This is a genomic window from Phycisphaerales bacterium, from assembly GCA_016699835.1.
Classification (GTDB): domain Bacteria; phylum Planctomycetota; class Phycisphaerae; order Phycisphaerales; family UBA1924.
Map to the genome: position 1 here is coordinate 1,623,537 of CP064987.1, position 20,041 is coordinate 1,643,577.

Sequence of the window (20,041 nt, forward strand, 5' to 3'; positions counted from 1 at the left end):
GCGACGGATGAAGACACAATTTCGGAATCAGTACGCGGACGGGCGCGCGGCGTGGATTTCGCGCGGCGTGCGCGGGGGCGACTTTCAGCGCCTGCTGATGGCGTCTCTGGTGGGACTCACGTTCGGCCTGGGCGGGTGCCTGCGGCGGCATGTCTCGATCACGTCGGAGCCGAGCGGGGCGCTGGTGTCGGTGAATGATGTCGAGGTGGGGCGGACGCCCTGCGAGGCGGAGTTCTCGTACTACGGCGTGTACGACGTGCGGCTGGAGATGGACGGGTATGAGGTGAAGCGGACGCCGGCGCGGGCGTCGGCGCCGATCTATGAGTATCCGCCGCTGGACGCGATCGCGGGGGTCTCGCCGATCGCGATTGATACGGAAGTGCGGTGGCACTTTGTGCTGACGCCGACGAGCGCGATGGGGGCGACGCCGGAGGAGTTGGAGGAGGGGCTGCTGTCGCGGGCGCGGACGATGCGCGAGACGGAGCGGCCCTAGGTGGTGGGGAACGGCGTGCCGGACACGGGGACGGCGGTCGGGGAGCCGTAACCGGTCGCGTGTGTGGGGGGCGGGAGCGAGACATCGTGAACAAGGAGCGAATCATGACGCGCACGAATCGGGTGGGAATGAGCACGGGCAGGACCTTGAGCGGAGTCGCGGCGTGCGCGGTGGCGCTGGGGCTGGTGGTCTTCGGCGCGTCGTGGTCGTTCGGGCAGGAGGGGGGGCAGGAGGGGGGGCAGGATGGCGGTGCGCCCCACAGTCCTCGCCAGGGTGATGGCGTGGGGTATGGGAACAAGGACGTCGGCGAGGCGGTGGAACTCGGGGTCGTGATGTCGCAGGACGCGGCCGCGGCGGCGTCGCGTGCGCCCGTGGCCAACGCCGGGTCGATGGATCTTTCGCGGCCGACGGTGGAGCAGGTGCCGGGTGCGCCCAAGACCGTGGTCGAGGTTGCGGAATACACCATTCCCGGGGCTCCGGGCGCCGGCGGCGGCGATGCGGGCCTCATGTGCCACAGTTACATCGCGTATCCCGCCGGGTTGCAGCCGGGGGAGCGTCGCCCGGGCGTGCTGGTCTGCCCGGAGTGGTGGGGTTGCAATGACTACGCGAAGGAGCGGGCGATCCGCCTGGCGGAACTGGGATACGTCGCCCTTGCGGTGGATGTCTATGGCGGCGGCAAGGTCACCGACGATCCCAAGCAGGCGGGGGCGTGGGCCGGCGAACTCATGAAGGATGTCTCGCTCGTGCGCCAGCGGGCGCGGGCCGGCCTCGAGCAACTCAAGGTCGATCTTCGCGTGGACACCACCAGACTCGCGGCGATCGGGTATTGCCTGGGCGGGACGGTCGCCCTCGAACTCGCGAGAGACGGCGAGGACCTCGACTGCGTGGTGGCGTTCCATTCGGGGACGATCCTGGCGCGCGACGCGAGGGACAACGACCGGCTGGTGAAGTCCGGCGGGGGGGGGTGCACGGTTCTTCTGTGCCACGGGGCGGATGATGGCTTTGTGCAGCCCGGGCATCTCGACGCGTTCCACGAGGAGATGCGGGCCGCGGGCGGGGGGGCAGGGGGCGGTGCGGCCGCCGGAGGGGGCGTCGATTACGAGGTCGATTCCTATGCCGGCGCGGTGCACTCGTTCACGAACCCCGGGGCCGACGCCCACAACATCCCCGGCGTGAAGTACGACGCCCGGGCCGACCATCGCTCGTGGGAGCGGATGAAGGCGTTGTTCAGAGAGAAGATTCCCTTCACGCCGGTTCCGGCGGCGGGCAGCAAGTGAGGGGGCAAGGCCGCGAACGCGGCGAAGGACGCTGGTCGAGAAGAGAAACCCATGGCGATCAAAGCCGGAGTCAATGAGGAGTTCCGCGTCGGTGACGCGTGGTTCGCGTCCGTCTCGCCAAAGGGCGATTGGGCCGTGGTCTTCGAGGACGACGGCGAGACGGCCTATCTCTACGCCACGCGCGTCAAAGCCGACGGCTCGCTCGGCGGCATCCTCGACGCTCTGCACATTTACAACGTCGCCCAAGTGACCGACAAGGAGAAGCCCTCGCGCCTCGTGCTCGGCTGGTCACGCAGCGGCGAGGCCGCCGTCTGCCTCATCAACGGCTACCCGCACGCCATCTACGACATGGGCTCGAAGCGGGCGACGAACCGCACGGGATTCCCACCCATCGACAAGAAGTCTCCCTTCTCCCGTGATGTGGACGGATGGGACCCGACGCTCGAGAACGCGTTCAAGTAGGACGACACCAGGGCGTGTCACATAACCGCTTGAATGCGAGACACGACACCAGGCGGGGGCACGCCCCCGCACCCCCAAGACAGAACCAGTCCATCCGTGGTCGCGGACGACGACAGCCAAAGAAAGAACGACCCCGGGAGAGTGTCCACCCCGGGGCCGTCACCATGGAGCCTTGCGTTCGGTTCGTTCGCCTTGGCGTCACGCCGCCTGGGCGAGGAAGATCTGTCCGGTGGCGGTGTGGCCGAAGCGGACGGTGAAGGTCGCGCTGGGCGGGCCCTGGTTCTGCCCGTCGCGGGGGATGAGGATGTACTCGACGAGGGTGGTCCCGGCGGGGATGGTCTAGTCGACGAAGGTCTACCTGCGGGCGACATCGAGAGTTCAAAACCATCAGGCTGCTGAGTTTCCGAATGGCATGGGTGAGTAGGATCTCGATCGATGGACGTACATCCGTATGCCAATCGGCAGGAGCGGTTCGATCGGGAGGCGGTCGAGGTGATCGCCGCGAGCGCGGCGAGGCAGGGGGCTTTGCCGGTCGAGAGCGTGCCCTTCGAGGGGTTCATGTATTACAAGGGCGTGGCGCTGCGGAGCGAGCGGGTGATCGTGATGGCCCAGCGGGACTGCCGCAACAGCCTCATCAACGTGTGTGTTCGTGCCGCCGAGTGCGAGAGCCTGTCGTCGGACGGTGTCTTGTGGGATGATGCCGCACGGATGATCCTCAACGTTCGCGGCGAGGACGTCCCCGGCGGGATCTTCTGGGGCGGCGACGAAGGAGGATCGGGCGTCGACTCGATCAAGGCCGCGCTCCATCTCCTCGAGCGCGTTGTCCCCCGCTACTGGCACGCGACCGACGCACAGATCCGCGACGTGCTGGCGGAGAGGCTCCGCTGAACGAGGCGAACGCCGCGGTCCTCGCGAGCCTCTCACGATCGGGTGCGACGCGGGGGCACGCCCCCGCACCTCAACCCGGTATGCTCCAATGATCTCGCATGAAACGATCCACACCACCCCTGCTTGTCGCACTGTGGACCAGAGACAAGGATGGATTCGAGGCGTTACTCGCACAGAAGGACGCCGCCTTGGCCATCGACACTCGAGATGCCGATGGCCGAACGGCCCTGACGCACGCGGTGATCGACGGGCTTGTGGAGTATGCGGAAAGTCTCATCGATCACGGGGCCGATGTGAACACCTCGGACGCGCTCGAATGGACGCCTCTGCACTTTGCCGCTCAGTCGCATAACGTGGAGATCGCGACACTCCTGCTGCGTCGAGGGGCGCGCCCGGACTCAGCCGATTCACACGGCAACACGCCGTTAAGTACGGCGACGTTCGAGTCTCGCGGACGCGGCGAGATGGTTGTCCTCCTACTGAAAGCCGGGGCCGATCCCGATCGAATGAACAAGCACGGCGTGAGTCCACGTGCCCTCGCAGACTCGATCGCGAACTTCGACGTGGCACAGTACTTCCGAGCGTTGAGATGAAGTTGCCCTAGATGAGATGCAAAGCGGGGGCAAGCCCCCGCGTCCCCGAGGGCGAGAGCAATGGCGGGTACAGTGATGCAGGGATTTGCACTCTGCGCCGGCCGCGCGCACGGTCCGAGTCGGCGGCTCCGCGCCGTTGTTCGATTGGGACATCGTCGATCAACCCATCGACTTCGGACACGCCGTGGTGTAACCCGAGTTGTGACAAGCCATTGCGGCTCAATTGATCGGCAGGCTCCGGTTCGCGCAGACACGGCGGCGGACTTCCTGTATAAAGATCGACGGCCCGGCGTGGGCGGGAGCGTGTCGCTCGCCTGCCCCGCGGGTGCTCTTGCGTCTTGACAAGGAGAGGTGTCCATGAATCGTGCGAACTCGCGTGGTGGGTGGTCGGTGTGCGCGTGGCGGGGCGCGGAGATCGTCGCGGCCGTCACGCTGCTGGGTGCGGGACCGGGCTTGTCCGAGAGGGCGACGGCGCAGATCGTCGTCCCGGGGGCCAACGGCTCCGACGGCGCGCTCACGATCACGACGAACACCACGATCGACCTCGGCCTGGCGGCAACCGCGGCGTGGGACTCGAATAGCCCCGTCAGTGGGCAGGGCGTGTACGACGCCGACAAATGGGCCGTCGTCTTCCATTACACGTCTGTGAGCATCGCCGCGGGCCGCACGCTCACCTTCGCGAACCATCCCTCGCGAGCCCCGGTCGTGTGGCTCGTGAGCGGTGACGTCGTGATCGACGGCGTGGTGAACCTCAGCGGCGAGAGCGACAACGCGATCATCCGCCCCAAGAACCCCGGGCCCGGCGGGTTCCGAGGGGCCCAGAACTGCAACGGCACCATCCCCGGTTCGGCGGGATTTGGCCCCGGGGGCGGGATCATCAATGATGGCGCGATGTGCGGGCAGAACTTCCGCGGCATCGCGGGCTTTGGCGAGGCTGGGGTGTACGGGTCCAACACCAGCGCGACGTACGGCGGGCCGACGCTGCGCCCGCTTGTGGGCGGATCCGGAGGAGCCCTGTATTTAGGCAACGGGGGCGGCGCGGGCGGAGGCGCGATCCTCATCGCCGCGACGGGGAGCGTCACTGTGAACGGGCAGATCCTCGCCAACGGAGGATTTCGTGACTGGGGCGGATCGGGGGGCGGGATCCGCATCGTCGCCTCGTCAATCCTGAGCACCAACAGCACGGGAGTATTGCAAGCACTGGGAGGGCAGAACGGCGGGAAGGGGCGCATCCGCCTCGAGCGCACCAACGCCACCACGCTCGTCAATGTCGATCCCGCGCCGACCGAGGGGATCATCGCCAACGGCGGGACGGCGCTGATCTGGCCGACGGCGAGCGCGCACACCGTGCGCATCCTTTCAATTGGCGGCGTGGACATCTCCGCCGATCCCAGGTCGCAGCTCGACCTCGTGAACGTCGATCGTTTCCTTCCCAACGTGGGCGGCGTGGAGGTCGTGATCGCGACGACCAACGTGCCCGCGACCGAGGGGGCGGTGAAACTCCGCAACGTGCCGCTGGGCGGGTACGACGCGCTGGTGACGCCGACGCTCATCGGCGGGACGCTCTCGTCGGCGATGTGGCGCGCGACGGTCACCCCCGCGGCGAGGGCCAACGTCCTGCAGGCCATGGCGAGCGCGACCGTCGGGCAGATCCCCGCAGCGTGGTCGAGGGAGGTCTCGATGTATCGCCGCGCGTGCGCCGCAGACTTCGACGACGGCTCGGGAGGCGGCTTCCCCGACGACGCCGTCACCATCGACGACCTGCTCTACTACATCCAGATCTTTGCCGACGGGACCTCGAACGCCGATGCCGACGACGGGAGCGGCACCGGCACCGGCGACGGCTCTGTGACGATCGACGACCTTCTGTACGTCATCACGCGCTTCCAAGCCGGGTGCTGAGCGGGCACATGCGAGAGATATTCAAATCCATGAGAACCCCGCCGCGATCGGCGGGGTTCTTTGTTTTCTGCCGGTCGCTCAGTCGCCGTGCCTCTGGCGGAGTTTGGGGCTGAGGCGGGCGGTGAGGTGGGCGCGTTCGAGGGCGTCGAGCCAGTCCTGGAGGGTGGCGATCTCGTCGTTGGCGGCGTTGATCGAGGTCTTGGCGGTCGAAGCCGAGGGAAGGTCGCAGGCGGCGCCGGCGGCCGTGGCGCCGAGTTGCGTTCTCGCCTTGGCGCGGAGGCGGCTTAGGGTCTGGTCGCCCATGAGGACGAGGAAGTCGAAGTCTTCATTGAGGAACAGGACGGTGGGGACGCGCAGGCCGCCGCAGATCTTCACGCGCTCGGCGAGGGCTTGATTGTCTCCGGGGGGGGCGTCGCGGTCGAGGATGCGGAGAGAGACGAGATTTGAAGGGGCGGCTTTGGCGAGGGCGTCGAGCATGGGGACCTGGGCCGAGCAGTCGCCGCACCAGGAGCCGCTGAGGACGAGGATGTTCAGGTGGCGTGTGAAGGACTGGAGGAGGGCGAGTTGGGCTGGCGTGAGCGTCAGGCGATCACGCACGGCGGTCCAGGCGGATTGCTCGTGGGGCTTGGCGGAGGAGACGTAGGCGTCGTAGGGCTTGGCCTGATCGAAGAACGTGCGGAGGTCGGCGGCGGCGGGGATGTCGGGGGAGGTGATATGGGTGTGTGGCATGGGGATGAGCGTGGTGGGGTGATGGTCGATTGTGGCGTGTTGGGGGATTTTCTGCGCGAGACTGGAGCGTTGGTAGGAGAAGAAGCCCCACGCGGAGCGTGGGGGTACGCGGGAGGGGATCTCGGCATTGTTCGATGCCGGGGGGCGCGGTTCGATTCGGTGGATACACCGTGCCGATCGTCGATTCTCCCGAGTCGATGGCTCAGAACAGCCATCGTCTCGGGGCACCCGGCGGCCATCGAACGCGGCGGGTCGTCCGCTCGTAGCATGACCACGTGAAGGGATCACTGCGACTGGGCACATTCTTCGGGATTGGCGTGCACGTCCATTGGACGTTCTCGCTCCTGCTGATGTTTGTCGCGTGGCGGGCGTGGCAGGCGGGCGGGGATGCCGCGGCGATCGGCGTCAGCGTCGTCTTTGTTCTGGCGATCTTCGCCTGCGTCGTGATGCACGAGTATGGGCACGCGCTGACGGCGCGGCGATATGGGATCGGGACCAAGGACATCACGCTGTTGCCCATTGGCGGCGTGGCGCGGCTGGAGCGGATGCCCGAGGAGCCGAAACAGGAACTCGTCGTCGCGGTGATGGGGCCGATGGTGAACGTCGTGATCGCGGCGTTGATCTTCGGCGTGATGCTGGGGACGGGGACGTTTCCGGGAGGCCATGAGATCCAGGAGATGGGGCGGCAGGGGGTGGAGTCGATGGGCGCGCTCGACGCGCGGATGTTCTTCCTGAACCTCGCGGGCGTCAACGTCTTTCTGGTGCTCTTCAACATGATCCCCGCGTTCCCGATGGATGGCGGGCGCGTCTTGCGGGCGCTGCTGTCGATGGCGATGGACTCCGTGCGGGCGACGCGGGCGGCGGCGAATGTGGGGAAGGTGCTGGCCGTGGGGTTCGCGCTGCTGGGGCTGTGGGGCAATCCGTTCCTGATCTTCATCGGGATCTTCGTGTGGATCAGCGCCGAGGCCGAGGCGCGGCAGCGCGAGCAGGGGTCGGCGCTGCGTGGGACGCTCGTAGGCGACGCGATGGTGCGGCAGTTCGTCGCGCTCGACGAGAATGACTCGCTCCAGTGGGCGATCGAGCGGCTGCTGGAGGGGGCGCAGACGGACTTTCCGGTGATGAAGACGGAGATGGTCAACGGCGAGCGTGTGGCGAGTGGGACGACGGGCGGCATCGTGGGCGTGCTGACGAGGCATGACCTGTTGCACGCGATCGCGCGGCATGTCGACGTGCACGCGGCGGGGGGCGTGGGGACGCTGACGCGAAAGGTGCCCGTGGTCCGCGCGGGGGCGCGGCTGGAGCCGGCCGTCCGGAGCATGCAGGAGGCGGGGACGTCGGTGGCGCCGGTGGTGGACGAGTCGGGACGGCTGGTTGGATTGCTGACGATGGAGAATCTGGCGGAGTTTGTGATGGTGCGGCAGGCGATGGGGCCGGGGGGAGGAGGGGGCGTGGGGGGCGTGGGTGCGGGCCGCGCTCTACACTGAGGTATGGCCAGCATCGTCTTTTACTTCCAGGTGCACCAGCCGTATCGCCTCCGCCGCTACAGCGTCTTCGATCAGGACCCGTTCTACTTTGATGACGCGAAGAACGCGGAGATCCTGCGGAAGGTGGCGGACAAGTGCTATCGCCCGACGACGCGGCTGATCCTCGACCTGGTGAAGCGTCACAAGGGGAACTTCCGCGTCTCGTACGCGATCACGGGGACGGTGCTGGACCAACTCGAGGCGTGGGCGCCGGACGTGATTGACACGTTCAAGGAACTGGGCGACACGGGATGCTGCGAGTTTGTGGGGGAGACGTACTTCCACTCGCTGAGTTTCCTGTACTCGCGTGAGGAGTTCGTCGAGCAGGTGGACATGCACACGCGGAAGATCCAGAGCCTGTTCGGGCAGACGCCGCGGGTCTTCCGGAACACGGAACTGATCTACAACAACGAACTGGCGCACTTCCTCGCGGGTCTGAAGGACAAGGATGGCAACCCGCGGTTCCATGGCGCCTTGTGCGAGGGGACGGACTTCCACCTCGGGTATCGCTCGCCGAACTATGTGTACCAGCCGCCGGGCAAGCCCGTGGGGCGTGACGGCAGGGCGTTCGGGCTGCTCCTGAAGAACTATCGCCTGTCGGACGACATCGCCTTCCGCTTCAGCAATCGCGGGTGGGCGGAGTGGCCTTTGACGACGGAGAAGTTCGCGGGGTGGGTGAACCAGATCAATGGCAACGGGTATCTGTGCAACCTGTTCATGGACTATGAGACATTCGGCGAGCACCAGTGGGCCGACACGGGGATCTTTGAGTTCCTGAGCGCCCTTCCCGAGAAGATCTTCGACGTGAACAACGGCGAGAACCACTTCATCACGCCGAGCATGGCGTTCAAGGAGTTCTCGCCCGTCGGCGAGTACGACGTGCACAACTTCATCTCGTGGGCGGACACGGAGCGCGATCTGACGGCATGGCGCGGGAACGCGATGCAGAATAACGCCCTCGACGAGACGTACCGCCTGGAGAAGTCGATCAAGGATCGGTGGAACGCAGCGTGCATCGGCGGCGACGAGCGCGAGAAGACCCACGCGGGGCACCTGCTCCACGACTGGCGGAAACTCACGACGAGCGACCACTTCTACTACATGTGCACGAAGTACTTCGCGGATGGCGACGTGCACAAGTATTTCAACCCGTACGACTCGCCCTATGACTCGTACATCAACTTCATGAACGTGCTGGACAACGTTCGGACGCGGATCTCACGCGTGCCGCAGGGCGTGGGCGCCCACTAAAGTTCGCACATGTCGAGCGAAGGACTGAGCGTGGGGGGCGTTGCCGAGGGGCCGCTTGGCGTCTCCTCCGATCGTTGGGCGACGAGGACGGCGGTCCTCATTGTTGGAGCGACGATCTGGCGTCTGGTGTGGCTCTGGTTCTCGCCGTATTCGCTGGCCGAGGACGAGGCGTGGTACTGGTTGTGGTCGAGGCACCTTGATTGGTGCTACACGACCAAGGGCCCGGGGATCGCGTGGGCGATCTGGCTCTCGACGCATCTGTTTGGGGACACGGCGTTCGGCGTGCGTTTCCTGGCGCCGATCTTCATGTCGCTGTCGGCGTGGTTCGCGGCGGGGCTGACGATCGATCTGACGAGGAGCCGACGCGCGGGATTCTGGGCGGCAATGGTGATGCTGCTCTCGCCGGCGTTCCAGGTGCTGTCGATGGTGATGACGATCGATCCGCCGCTGGTGGCGTGCTGGATGGGGGCGTGCTGGTCGGGGTGGCGGGCGACGCGTGGGCTGTGCCGTGGCGCATGGCTGGCGTTGGGTGCGGCGGTCGCGATCGGGTCGCTCTTCAAACTCACGATGCTCCTGGTGATTCCGGGGATCGCGGCGTGCGCATGGATGTGGCGTCACGAGCCGTCACGCGTGGTCGCGGGGCGTGCCTCGCCGGGGCGAGAGGGGCAGTCGGTGCTGTGGCCTCTGGCGAGCGTCGTGGTTGCGTTGTTGGGCTTGATGCCGATGGTGATCTGGAACGCGCGCGAGGGGTGGCCGACGGTGCACCACCTGCTCGAACACCTGCACCAGCCATCGCCCACGGGTGGAAAATCGTCATTCACGCCGCAATGGCTGCTCGAGTATGTGGGCATCCAGATCGCCATCTCGCTGGTGCCGCTGGGAATGATCGTGGCGGGATGGGGTGCGCTCCGGGATCGATCGCGAGAGGCGTGGCGTTACGTGCTGTGGAGCGTGCTTCCGCTGCTGCTGGGGTACGTTCCGGTGGCCCTGGTGACGAAGACGCAGGGGAACTGGACGATCGCGGCCCACGCGACACTTGCCGTGATGGCGGGAGTGTGCGAGTTGGGGGAGAGGACCGGGCGTCGTGCGGAGATGGCCAGACGCGGCGTACGGATTCTTCTCGGCGTGGGGCTTGTGGTGGGCGTGCTTTTGCCTCGGATGGATGTAGTTGCCTTGGGTGTGGATCGTGTTCGTGAGGCGCTTGGAAACTCGGCACCTTCCTGGCTGCTCATTCCGATCCATCGGGTGATGGGGGCGGATCGGATGGGGGTGGACGCGGGTCGCCGACTGGAGAAGTTGCGGGGAGAAACCTCGCAGGAGCCGTTCCTCCTGATCGATCACTATGGTGAGGCGTCGCTGCTGGAGTTCTCGATCGCGGGGCATCCACGAACGTATTGTTCATCGGCGTACACGGGAGGGCGCGAGACGCAGTTCGACCATTGGGCGGACCGTGATCTGGCCCGAGTGGAGAGCGAGTTGCTGGGCAGGCCGGCGTTGATCGTCGGGAACGGGTACGAGGGCTCGACGTTGGGCGGCGCGTGGATTGCCGCGTTTGATCGGGCCGAACCGGTGGGCACCCTCGATGGTGATGGCAAGGGCAGGCCCGTGTTCATTGGATATGGATATCGCGGTATGCGAGCGTTGCAGAAGGGAACCACTGGCGAGTGATCGATGCTGAGGTCATCTCGAAGCCCGGAGTCTCACTCCCGAGCGGAGATGGACAAAGTCGGCGTGTTCGTGCACTCACGCGAGCGATGGTGCTGTGCGTGGGACTGTTGATTGTCACGATTCTCGATCGGCCGATCTATCTTGCGTTGGGGGACGAGTTCTCGGAGGGCGTGAAGGGACACAGCGTGTATCAGGCGCTGCGCTCGGTGGGGTGGCTCCCGGCGTGGATCGTGCCGGCGGTGGCGCTGATGCTGGTTGATCGGCGTCGGGGGGTTTCCGGTATTGCTTCTTCGATCGCTCGTCGGTGGTGGGATCGTGGGCTGTTGTTGCTGGCGGGCACGTTTTTCTCGGGACTTGTGGCCGAGGGGTTGAAGTTGCTCCATCTTCGAGATCGTCCGCTCGATGGGGGGTTGTATGAATGGGAAGGCCCGTGGATGGCGGACGCGCATCCGGCGGGGCTGCCTTCGAGCCATATGGCCGTAGCGATGGGCGGGGCTCTGGTGCTCGCACGGCTCTTCCCCGAGATGCGATGGTTGCTGTTCGGGTTGGCGGTGGGGTGTGGGGCCACCCGGGTGGCGTCTCGGGCGCACTTCGCGTCGGATGTGTATGCGGGAGCGCTGGTCGCGTGGGGAATGGTGGTGGTTGTGGGGCGTGTCCATGCGTGGCGTTTGGCCCGAACGGGAGCGCGTGAGGAAAGGGGCGGCGTGAAGGCCTCACGGCATGGCCCCGAGAAGGGCGATACGCTGACGCTCGAGAAGACCTCGCGCGTGGCATGAACACCCTCGACCGGTACATCGCCAAGTCCTATCTCGTCAACGTCCTGGCGTTGCTGGTGATCCTGTACGCGCTCATCCTCGCGACGGACTACTCACTGAACTTCGACGAGTACATCCGGCAGGCGGCGGAGCGTGACGTGGCCGGGGGGGCGTCGTTCCTTCGGCGGGCGACGCTCTCGCTCATGCTGCTCATCAACCTGTGGTGGCCTCGCCTGTTCCAATACTACAACTACCTCCTTGGGATGGTGCTGATCGGGGGGATGGGGTTCACGCTGGGGCAGATGGTGCGCCACCGCGAGGTCGTGGCATGCCTGGCCGGGGGGATCGGGTTGCACCGGATCGCGCGACCGATCCTGATCGTGGCGGCGGGATTCGTCGTGCTGCAGGGGGTGAATCGCGAGTTTGTGGTGCCCCGGCTTGCGGAGTTGCTGACGCGTGAGAAATGGGACGCGGGGACGTCGGGGATCCGGGCGGAGTCGCTCCCGCTGACCGAGGACGCCGCGGGGCGGTGCTATTACGCGAAGGCCTTTGATGCGGGCTCGGGCGAGATGTCCGGCGTGTGGATCCGTGAGCGCGATGAGAAGGGGCTTCCGACGAGGAAGATCTCGGCCGCCATGGCGACGTACGACGCGCAGGCCGAAGGTTGGAGACTGACCGAGGGGCTGGCGGAGGTCCGCGAGGGCGACAGCGTGCGGTTCGAGCCGGTCGAGTTTGTCAAGACCGAACTGAATCCGACGACGTTGAAAGTCCGCCGATTCTCAAGTTATGGCAACAACCTTTCGACGGCCGAGTTGTCGCAGTTGATCGACAAGACCGAGGCGGAGGTCGATGCAAGGCCCGATGGCGAGCGTCGCGTCGCGGAAGGACGGCTGCTCGATCGTCTGGTGCGTCTGCGTGTGGCACGATGGACGATTCTGGCCTGCACCATGCTCGCGATCGTGGTCTGCCTGCCGTTCTTCTTGCGGAAAATCCCCGGAGACATGCTGGCGCGGTCCGTGATGTGTGCGCCCGTGGCGCTCGCTGCAGTGTTGGGATCCACGCTCTTGAGCACGGCGGCGATCCCGGGCCTCCCGCCGACGCTCTCGGCGCTCATCCCCGCGCTCATCCTGCTCCCCCTGGCGATCGCGGCGATTTCCAGCATCCGTTCGTGATCCGGGGGCGGATGGTGCAGTGGCTTGAGCACTCGGCGTGGTTGTCTGGTGGAGGTGCGTATGCGTTCGCCCAAGTTCACGTGCGTTCGAGAGAGGGCGTCTCTTTGCGTTGGGTGGGTGCTCCTGAGCATGTTCGCGAGCATGGCGATCTATGGCCTTGAGGGATGCGCGGCTCGGACAACCATGGATGACTGTCCGTTTGCCACCAACCACGGGAACGATCGGACATGGATCCGCGCCTCGAACCGTGACGGCGACGATCACTCCATCGTGAGCGACCAGGACATCGCGGCACGCCTGGAGGTCGAGGGTGGCGAACTGATCGATGCGAAACTGGCGAAACCCTCCGAGGAACTGGCGGCAGGGTTGGGGCGTGCGCACGCCGATCTCCCGCCGGATAGTGTGATGACGCGGGTAGGCGGGTCGCCGATGGATCTACCCACGCTCTATCGAATGGCGTGCGAGGGCGTGCTGGTCGTCGCGTCGATCTATCAGTGCGACAGTTGCGACCAGTGGCACACCGCGGGCGGCGCGACGGCATTCGTGCTCTCTCGCGACGGATTGTGCGTCACCAATCACCACGTCCTGGCCGAGCATGAACACGAGCACACGCTCTATCCATTCGTGATGGCCCACGATGGGACGGTCTTCTCGATCGAGAAAATCCTCGCATCCAACGAGGAGGACGACGTGGCGATCTTCCGGCTGGGTGCCGGGCAGCGTGACGGACGATCGATCGCGATCGACGAGGCACGCCTCACACCGATCCCCTTGGTGGAGGGTTCGCCAGTGGGAACGCCGATCGCGCTGATCGCCCACCCGGATCGGCTCTTCTACACGATGACGAGCGGGATCATCTCGCGGCGCATCACCAACGAGTCGATTATGCCGGGCCAGGCGCGAACGGACGAGGTGAGCGTGACGTGCGATTATGCCGTGGGCTCGAGCGGGGGGCCGATCCTGGACGATCGCGGGCGGGCCGTGGGCATGGTGATGGCGACGCACACGATCTTTGCTGGCAAGGGTCGGTCTCGCGAGCCGCAGATGGTCGTTCGGAAGTGCGTCCCGGCGGAGCGGATCCTGGACGTGATCTCGAAAGAGGGGCGTGTCGAGGGACGTGGCATCGTGCCGTAGGCGTGGACGGGTGCGGATCGGTCGCACACGATCCGACGTGTCGAATGAAATCGACGTGGCCAGGCCCCCAACAATGGGTACGCTTTGTCTTTGGGAGCCCGCGCCATGAATCCGCCCGGCACTCCATATACCGACCCCGCGACGCCGCCGCCGCTCCCGAGCACGGAGGCGTGGGAGCGCACGTACGCGACGTTCCAGCACCTGACGCTCTTGCTGGTCTTCGCGGTGATTCCCGTTGTGCCCGCGCTGGCGATGTGGCTCATCAAGCGGGAGCAATCGCACTACATCGATGACCATGGCAAGGAGACTGTTAACTTCCAGTTGTCGCTTCTGATCTACACGGCAGCGGGCTGGATACTGACGGCGGTCACCTGCGGGATCGCCTTCCCGATCTCGATCCTGATCACGATCGCCTGCTATGCGCTGGGGATCGTCGGGATGATCATGGGCGCGGTCGCGGCGAACAACGGGCGGTATTTCCGGTATCCGATGACGCTGCGAGTTGTGAGTTGAATCGATCTTGAGCGGCGCTCACCGCGGGCGAGGCTCGATGGTGAAGGCGCTGGCCGCGTCCTCGTTCTCGGGGTCGAAGTTCACAAAGTGAACCGAGCCGTCGGCGGCGAGCATGTTCCCGGCGTCGGGACGAAGGTGCCACGACGCCTCGAACTGGCGATCGGTCTCGCTCGCGCGAGGCGAGCGGTACCACCAGCCGGCGTCGGCCAGCAAGAGCAGGCGGGACTCGTTCACCTGGAGGTCCTGGCGAGCGAGCGGGCGGGACTGGCGATCGACGCCAGCGAGGGTGGAGTTGAAGAGGAGCGGGTTGGCTCGGTAACTGGTGCCGAACTCGCGGAAGCAGGTGCCGTTGGCGAGCGTGCTCAAGCGTGACCGGCGCGGCGAGGCGTCGGTTCGTTTGGTCGTTCCGGCGTCGGCGGGGCAGCGGAAGTGGAGCGCCGCTGTGGCACTCTCCGAATCTTGAGCAAACGCGCCCATGTACACATTGATCGGTCGAGCGCTATCGAGGACCGGATGGTGGTCGAGGCCCGCGAAGACGACGCCGCCATAGTTCCACTCGGGATCGACGGCGAAGGCGGGAAAGACGCCCCGGTTGTCGCCCAGGTAGCCCTCAAAGCCCATGTTGATCTGGCGGAGGTTGCTGGCGCAGACGGCGGAGTAGCCCGTCTCGCGAACTCGTGTCAGGACGGGGAGCAGCAGCGAGACCAAGATCGCGACGATCGTCACGCAGATCAGGATCTCAAGGATCGAGAACCCCCGCGCGGCACGCCTGATCAGTTGATGACTCGAGTTCGTCGAACGATGCTGCACGACCAGATTCCACCCGGTGCGGTGCTGGTCCCACGTCGCCAACACCCACCGGATCATTGTACCACAATCGGCCCTCCGTACCAGAGGCATCGGCATGTGATCGACCCAACTCAATGGCGGGCCAAGGCTCGATACACGAAAAAAGAGTGGATAGCGAGAGCGAGGATTCCGCCCCATAACAGGAGCAGACCAAAGCCGCCCGAGCCGCCGCTGTCCTGGACCGTCTGGGACCCGCCGCTGACCGTGACGAGGCAGAGGAGGGCGGGGAGGAACGTGCGGAGATAGACCGCGAGGGGCGTCTTGCGATGGTGCTTGACGGCCGTCACGGCACCGCAGACCACCATGACGAGGGAGCATGCCGAGTAGGCCCAGCGTTCGTGCATATTAGCGACGACCTGACCTCGGAGTTTCGCGATCTGGGCCTCGAGATGCTGCGTCGGTCCGACGAGGGCGGGATCGGTCGCCGACGCGGCATGCCCGGACTCGAGAAGGTCGCGCGAGGAACGCTCGAGGAGCGCCTTGGATGGGTCCTTGTCGAGGGTGAGACGAGTGAGGGGGACGACGCCACGCTCGGCACCGAGGCCACCGCTCGTGGCGGAGTTGGTTTTGGCGCGGACTCGCTCGAGCCGCAGATCGAAGTTGAGCGACTGGGCGTCGGCGCCGTCTATCGCGTGCAGGCGGGCCCCGCGGGCGAGCCAGACCTGGCCGGTTGTGGCTTCCGAGGTTGTCGCGGTGCGGAAGGCGGGGCGGTCGGGCTGTTCGATGCGGATGAACGCGGCGTCTGTTTGACCCTCGGCGAGGGGCATGATTTCGATGCCCTCGCTGGTGATTCTGGCGGATCCACCGATGATCACGATGCGCCCGCCGCGCGAATCACGGAGGATCAGCGGCGTCGTGGGCGACATCAACTGGGTGATCTCGCGTTCGGCCTGACGCCTGGCAAAGACGAGGGCGAGTTCCCGGCGGGCCTCGTCGACCCAGTTGACGCGTTCGGGATGATCGCGGAGTTGCCAGAGGTTCCGCATCGTGAAGAACTTCGGGCGATCCCAGAAGGGATCGGGCAAGATGATCGTGCCCTCGGTCGTCTCCTCGAATCGCCACTGGTCCACGCCCTCGCCCGAGACGGCGTTCTTGAGGCGTACGCGGATCTCGCCCTTGCGCTGCTGATCGCGGGCGGGTGGATAGAACCAGAGGCTGGCGGACTCGGCGTAGTACTCACGAACGACGTTGCCGGCAGCGTCGAACTCGAGCATGATGGGATGCCTCAGGTCCACCTGGCTCGTGGGCATTGGCCCGCTGATGCCTTTCGCGGCGAGCCTGGCGAGGTCGGGCGTGCTGTTCATGGCGTGATCGGCGAGGAGTTGCATGTTGCGGATGCGGACCGCGCGCCCGTTGGGGATGTCGTTCACCATCACGCGACCGATGTCGGTCGTGACCAGGCGATACATCTTCCGCATGAACCCGGGGATCATCTGATCGTTGAGCACGATCAGCGTCAAACCGACGGCGAAGGCCATGAGCATCGCCGGGGCGAGCATGGCGCGCAGGGGAATGCCCCCGGCCTGGGCGGCGGTGAGTTCGTTGTCGGTCGCGAGGCGGTGGTAGACGAGCGTCGCCGCGAACCCGCCCGAAAATGGAAGGGCGTACACCAGCATGCCGGGGAAGGCGTAGTAGATGTATCGCAGGGCGTCCAAGGGCTCGAGTTTGCCATCGGCCAGGGGCTTGACCGCCGTGGCAAAGGCGAGCGCGACCGTCACCACGAGCGTCGTGACGATGATCATGCGGGTGAGTTCCCACCCGACGGCCCACCAGAGAGTTTTAGGAATGCGGAGCGCCATCAGGCCGCATCGTACTCCGGAACTGGAGACGCCCAGATCCGCCTCCATCATCTCGTGGGGCTGACGGCCCGCCTGCCCCTACGCCTTCGACATGTTGTTGAGTGAGAGTGGAGCGACCTACTTCAGTGCCCGGCCGACCTCGACCTTGCCGCCGGCCACGTCCTTGATGGTGTAGCCGAGCGCGAGGAGTTCGTCACGGATGGCGTCGGAGGCCTTGTAGTCCTTGGCCTGGCGCGCGTCGCGGCGTCTCAGGAGCAAGGCCTCGACCTTCGGGTCGGGCGTGACGCCGGGGAGGAAGGCGCCAATCTCGCTCGTCGTGGCCTTCGCGCGCTCGAGGCTCAGCACGCCGAGTACGGCGTCCAACTCGCGCATGAAGGCGGCATCACTCGTTGAGGGTGTGGCGATCGTGCCGACCCACGTGTTCACGGCGCCGATCGCCCCCGCGATGTTCAGGTCGTCGTGCATCGCCTGGATGAAGGCGGCCTTGCACTGCTCGCGGGCGGTGGCGGCGTTCGCCGAGTCAGACCCGTCGCCAGAGGCAACCTTGCGCCAGCGCTCGATCATCCGCGCACTGTCCTCGAGGCCCTGCAGCGTGAAGTTGGCGTTGGTGCGGTAGTGCGTGCGGATGAGTTCCAGACGCAGGGCGCTCGCCTCGACGCCCTTCGCGAAGAGGTCGCGGGGCGTGAAGAAGTTGCCCTTGCTCTTGCTCATCTTCGCGCCCTCGACCTGGAGGAACCGCGCGTGGAACCAGTGCCTGGCGAAGGAGCCGTGGTGGGCGTCGCTGCAGAACGCGGCACAACTCTGGGCGATCTCGCACTCGTGGTGCGGGAAGATGTTGTCCTCGCCCCCCGAGTGCAGGTCGATGAGGGTGCCGCCATGAATAAGCGGCGACTTCGTCACGCCCGCGCTCGTCGCGTCGCCCTGGTGCAAGAGTCGCGAGACGCTCATCGCGGTGCACTCGATGTGCCACCCCGGGTACCCCTCGCCCCACGGGCTTTGCCATTTCATGAGGTGCGAGGCGTCCTCCTTCCACAGGAGAAAGTCGGCGGGGTGACGCTTGGTCGCCTGGTTCTGGGCGCTGATGCGGCCGCCCTCGCCCTCGCGGAGGTTCTCGAGCGTGTTGCCCGAGAGGCGCCCGTAATCGGGGAACGAGCGGACGTCGAAGTACACCACACGCCCGCCCGGCTCGCCGACGACGTACGCGCTGTGTCGCTCCACGAGTCGCGCGATCACCTCGATCATTCCAGGCACGTTCTCCGTGGCGCGGGGCATGCGCGTCGGGTCCTTCTCGGCGTCGAGTGCGACCTTCAGCCCCAGTGCCCGCGCATCCTCGCGGAAGCGCCCTTCATAGAACCTCGCGACGGCATAGGGATCCGCCGGATCGACCTCGACCCCGGCGGGCAACTTCCCTGCCTTCTTCGCCTCGGCGATGCGTCGGCCCGCGGCCTGCATCTTGTCCTCGCCACCGCCGTCGGCCTGGTCGTCGTCGGTCATGTGCCCGACGTCGGTGATGTTCATCACGTGATCGACACGACGCGGCCCGGCGTGCTCATGGCCCTTCGCGTCGCGCACCACGCACCACGCCGACTCCAGCCATCGGCGGAGGACATCGGCCGCGAGGAAACTGCGGAAGTTTCCGATGTGCGCATCGTCATAGACCGTCGGCCCGCAGGAGTAGAACGTCACCCGCGACGGATCGCCCGCGACGAAGTCCTCGATGGCGTGGGCGAGCGTGTTGTACAGGCGGAGGGGCATGGGCGGGGACTATAGAAGACGCGCGAACACCGATGCTCGGAGAAGCGTTGCCCCCTTCACTCGTCGATCCCCGCGGCTTTCCACCGCCGCCGATCGAGTTGCACGTCGAAGGCATGGCCGCATTCCGGACAGATTCCGCTCTCGCCGAGACCTCGCAGGTCCTGCCCGCAAGAGACACAGAGCCTTCCGCCCGCGGCACGAAACAGTTTCTGGTATCGTCGCAGATGCCACCACCCCAGCACACGCGGCGTCAGCAGCACCACCATCCACAAGAGAACGGGAATCCAGAGGTGCTCTGGTTGCACCGCCTCTGACTTCATCACAACGAGCACACCAATCGGCACCAGCAGCCAGAACACAAGCACGACCCATGGCCTGGGAACCTGGCGTCGAACGACCGGCGGAAGGTTTTCCCAGATTTGTGGCGAGTTCGACACGCGTGCTCTCATTTCGACAGACGACTTCTATTCGCCGGCTCTTCAGAGATGTTCGCATCCTTCCACTTCTTCCTATCGCGCTCGATGTCGTAATCCGAGCCGCATTCAGGACACTGACCACGGTCCTGAAGCCCGCGCAAACTCCGACCGCACTGCAGGCACAGTCTTCCAACGGACTGGCGATAGGAAATGGTGTAACGGCGTCGCACACTCCAAAGCAGAATCTGCGGCACGAACAAAATCGCAAATGATGGCCCAACAAACGCCCACCAGAATTTCGACCCAGAAAAGACCGGTGGGCCAAAGAGAATCAGCAGCAGGATCGGCCAGCACAGAAACAAGGGAATGACGACCCAGACGTGCGGCACGGCTCGGCGCATTGCTGGTGGTATGTAGTTGCGATACCCAGAGCCCGGCATGAGCATCCCCTCTCAACGAAAGAGTACTCCTTACTCGGCGATGTTCGCATTCTTCCACATCGTCCGATCGCGCTCGATGTCATACGCCCGTCCGCACTCCGGGCAGACGCCGACATCATCGAGGCCCGATAGGTTCTGGAGGCAGTTGCCGCAGAGCCGTCCGCCCGACTCGCGGTAGGCCCGGCGGATCTGGCGTTGCCTTCTGAACAGGATTCCCATGATCACGAACTGGGGCCCGAAAAGCACCAGGGGCATCCACGCGCCCAGCGTCATCATGGCCTTGGACATCCAACCCGGGAAGATGGCCCAGGCGACCACCAGGCCGACGATCGCGAGAACCGGAACGAGCCACCACCACAGGAGGCGCCGCAGCACGGGCGGAAGTTCACCCACGAGATCCTTCAATAGATCGGACATGGGCT

The 20,041-nt window shown here is 65.7% G+C and carries 20 protein-coding genes; 13 read left to right on the forward strand and 7 right to left on the reverse strand.

The features are described from left to right. Positions 1-7 precede the first annotated feature (7 nt). The 6 genes from IPK69_06805 to IPK69_06830 all read left to right on the forward strand — a co-directional run bounded on the left by IPK69_06805 (position 8) and on the right by IPK69_06830 (position 5,615). Complete coding sequence (locus IPK69_06805) at positions 8-493, forward strand: PEGA domain-containing protein (protein QQS10324.1); 486 nt, start codon at positions 8-10, stop codon at positions 491-493. Between the two features lie 104 nt (positions 494-597). Next, on the forward strand, positions 598-1,770 hold the full coding sequence (locus tag IPK69_06810; GenBank protein ID QQS10325.1) for a dienelactone hydrolase family protein: 1,173 nt from the start codon (positions 598-600) through the stop codon (positions 1,768-1,770). Positions 1,771-1,821: 51 nt separating this feature from the next. Next, positions 1,822-2,232 (forward strand): DUF2251 domain-containing protein, encoded by a 411-nt coding sequence (locus tag IPK69_06815; GenBank protein QQS10326.1) that lies wholly within the window; start codon positions 1,822-1,824, stop codon positions 2,230-2,232. A gap of 435 nt (positions 2,233-2,667) precedes the next feature. Continuing rightward, complete coding sequence (locus IPK69_06820) at positions 2,668-3,120, forward strand: hypothetical protein (GenBank protein ID QQS10327.1); 453 nt, start codon at positions 2,668-2,670, stop codon at positions 3,118-3,120. A gap of 98 nt (positions 3,121-3,218) precedes the next feature. Then, on the forward strand, positions 3,219-3,713 hold the full coding sequence (locus IPK69_06825; protein QQS10328.1) for an ankyrin repeat domain-containing protein: 495 nt from the start codon (positions 3,219-3,221) through the stop codon (positions 3,711-3,713). Between the two features lie 357 nt (positions 3,714-4,070). Next, on the forward strand, positions 4,071-5,615 hold the full coding sequence (locus IPK69_06830) for a hypothetical protein (GenBank protein ID QQS10329.1): 1,545 nt from the start codon (positions 4,071-4,073) through the stop codon (positions 5,613-5,615). Between the two features lie 78 nt (positions 5,616-5,693). Here IPK69_06830 and IPK69_06835 read toward each other — a convergent pair whose 3' ends face one another. Continuing rightward, positions 5,694-6,344, reverse strand: a complete 651-nt coding sequence (locus IPK69_06835; GenBank protein ID QQS10330.1) for a thioredoxin family protein — start codon at positions 6,342-6,344, stop codon at positions 5,694-5,696. A 350-nt stretch (positions 6,345-6,694) separates the two neighbouring features. Here IPK69_06835 and IPK69_06840 point away from each other — a divergent pair, with 350 nt between their 5' ends. From IPK69_06840 to IPK69_06870, 7 genes are all read left to right on the forward strand, one after another. Further along, entirely contained in the window at positions 6,695-7,828 is a 1,134-nt protein-coding gene (locus IPK69_06840; protein QQS10437.1) for a site-2 protease family protein, read from the forward strand. A gap of 3 nt (positions 7,829-7,831) precedes the next feature. Continuing rightward, entirely contained in the window at positions 7,832-9,118 is a 1,287-nt protein-coding gene (locus tag IPK69_06845) for a polysaccharide deacetylase family protein (GenBank protein QQS10331.1), read from the forward strand. 9 nt (positions 9,119-9,127) lie between these two features. Beyond that, positions 9,128-10,786: a glycosyltransferase family 39 protein gene (locus IPK69_06850; GenBank protein ID QQS10332.1), complete on the forward strand. Its 1,659-nt coding sequence runs from the start codon at positions 9,128-9,130 to the stop codon at positions 10,784-10,786. Positions 10,787-10,884: 98 nt separating this feature from the next. Next, on the forward strand, positions 10,885-11,562 hold the full coding sequence (locus IPK69_06855) for a phosphatase PAP2 family protein (protein QQS10333.1): 678 nt from the start codon (positions 10,885-10,887) through the stop codon (positions 11,560-11,562). Then, a complete protein-coding gene (locus IPK69_06860; protein ID QQS10334.1) occupies positions 11,559-12,713 on the forward strand; it encodes an LptF/LptG family permease in 1,155 nt (384 codons plus the stop codon). Before IPK69_06855 ends, IPK69_06860 begins: the two co-directional genes overlap by 4 nt. A 183-nt stretch (positions 12,714-12,896) precedes the next feature. After that, positions 12,897-13,847, forward strand: a complete 951-nt coding sequence (locus IPK69_06865; protein ID QQS10335.1) for a trypsin-like peptidase domain-containing protein — start codon at positions 12,897-12,899, stop codon at positions 13,845-13,847. A 105-nt stretch (positions 13,848-13,952) separates the two neighbouring features. Next, positions 13,953-14,360, forward strand: a complete 408-nt coding sequence (locus tag IPK69_06870; GenBank protein QQS10336.1) for a DUF4870 domain-containing protein — start codon at positions 13,953-13,955, stop codon at positions 14,358-14,360. A gap of 18 nt (positions 14,361-14,378) precedes the next feature. Here the strand turns inward: IPK69_06870 and IPK69_06875 are convergent, their stop codons facing one another. The 6 genes from IPK69_06875 to IPK69_06900 all read right to left on the reverse strand — a co-directional run bounded on the left by IPK69_06875 (position 14,379) and on the right by IPK69_06900 (position 20,036). Next, positions 14,379-15,170, reverse strand: a complete 792-nt coding sequence (locus tag IPK69_06875) for a type II secretion system protein (protein ID QQS10337.1) — start codon at positions 15,168-15,170, stop codon at positions 14,379-14,381. A 110-nt stretch (positions 15,171-15,280) separates the two neighbouring features. Further along, positions 15,281-17,008 carry an LptF/LptG family permease gene (locus IPK69_06880; protein QQS10338.1) on the reverse strand — a complete coding sequence of 576 codons (1,728 nt, stop codon included), beginning with the start codon at positions 17,006-17,008 and terminating at the stop codon, positions 15,281-15,283. A 117-nt stretch (positions 17,009-17,125) separates the two neighbouring features. Beyond that, positions 17,126-18,763 carry a cysteine--tRNA ligase gene (locus IPK69_06885; protein ID QQS10339.1) on the reverse strand — a complete coding sequence of 546 codons (1,638 nt, stop codon included), beginning with the start codon at positions 18,761-18,763 and terminating at the stop codon, positions 17,126-17,128. Positions 18,764-18,819: 56 nt separating this feature from the next. Further along, positions 18,820-19,200 carry a hypothetical protein gene (locus IPK69_06890; GenBank protein QQS10340.1) on the reverse strand — a complete coding sequence of 127 codons (381 nt, stop codon included), beginning with the start codon at positions 19,198-19,200 and terminating at the stop codon, positions 18,820-18,822. 8 nt (positions 19,201-19,208) lie between these two features. Beyond that, a complete protein-coding gene (locus IPK69_06895) occupies positions 19,209-19,568 on the reverse strand; it encodes a hypothetical protein (GenBank protein ID QQS10341.1) in 360 nt (119 codons plus the stop codon). 81 nt (positions 19,569-19,649) lie between these two features. Next, the gene (locus IPK69_06900) at positions 19,650-20,036 is read right to left on the reverse strand and encodes a hypothetical protein (GenBank protein ID QQS10342.1); all 387 of its coding nucleotides are present in this window, start codon (positions 20,034-20,036) and stop codon (positions 19,650-19,652) included. Positions 20,037-20,041: the final 5 nt, after the last annotated feature.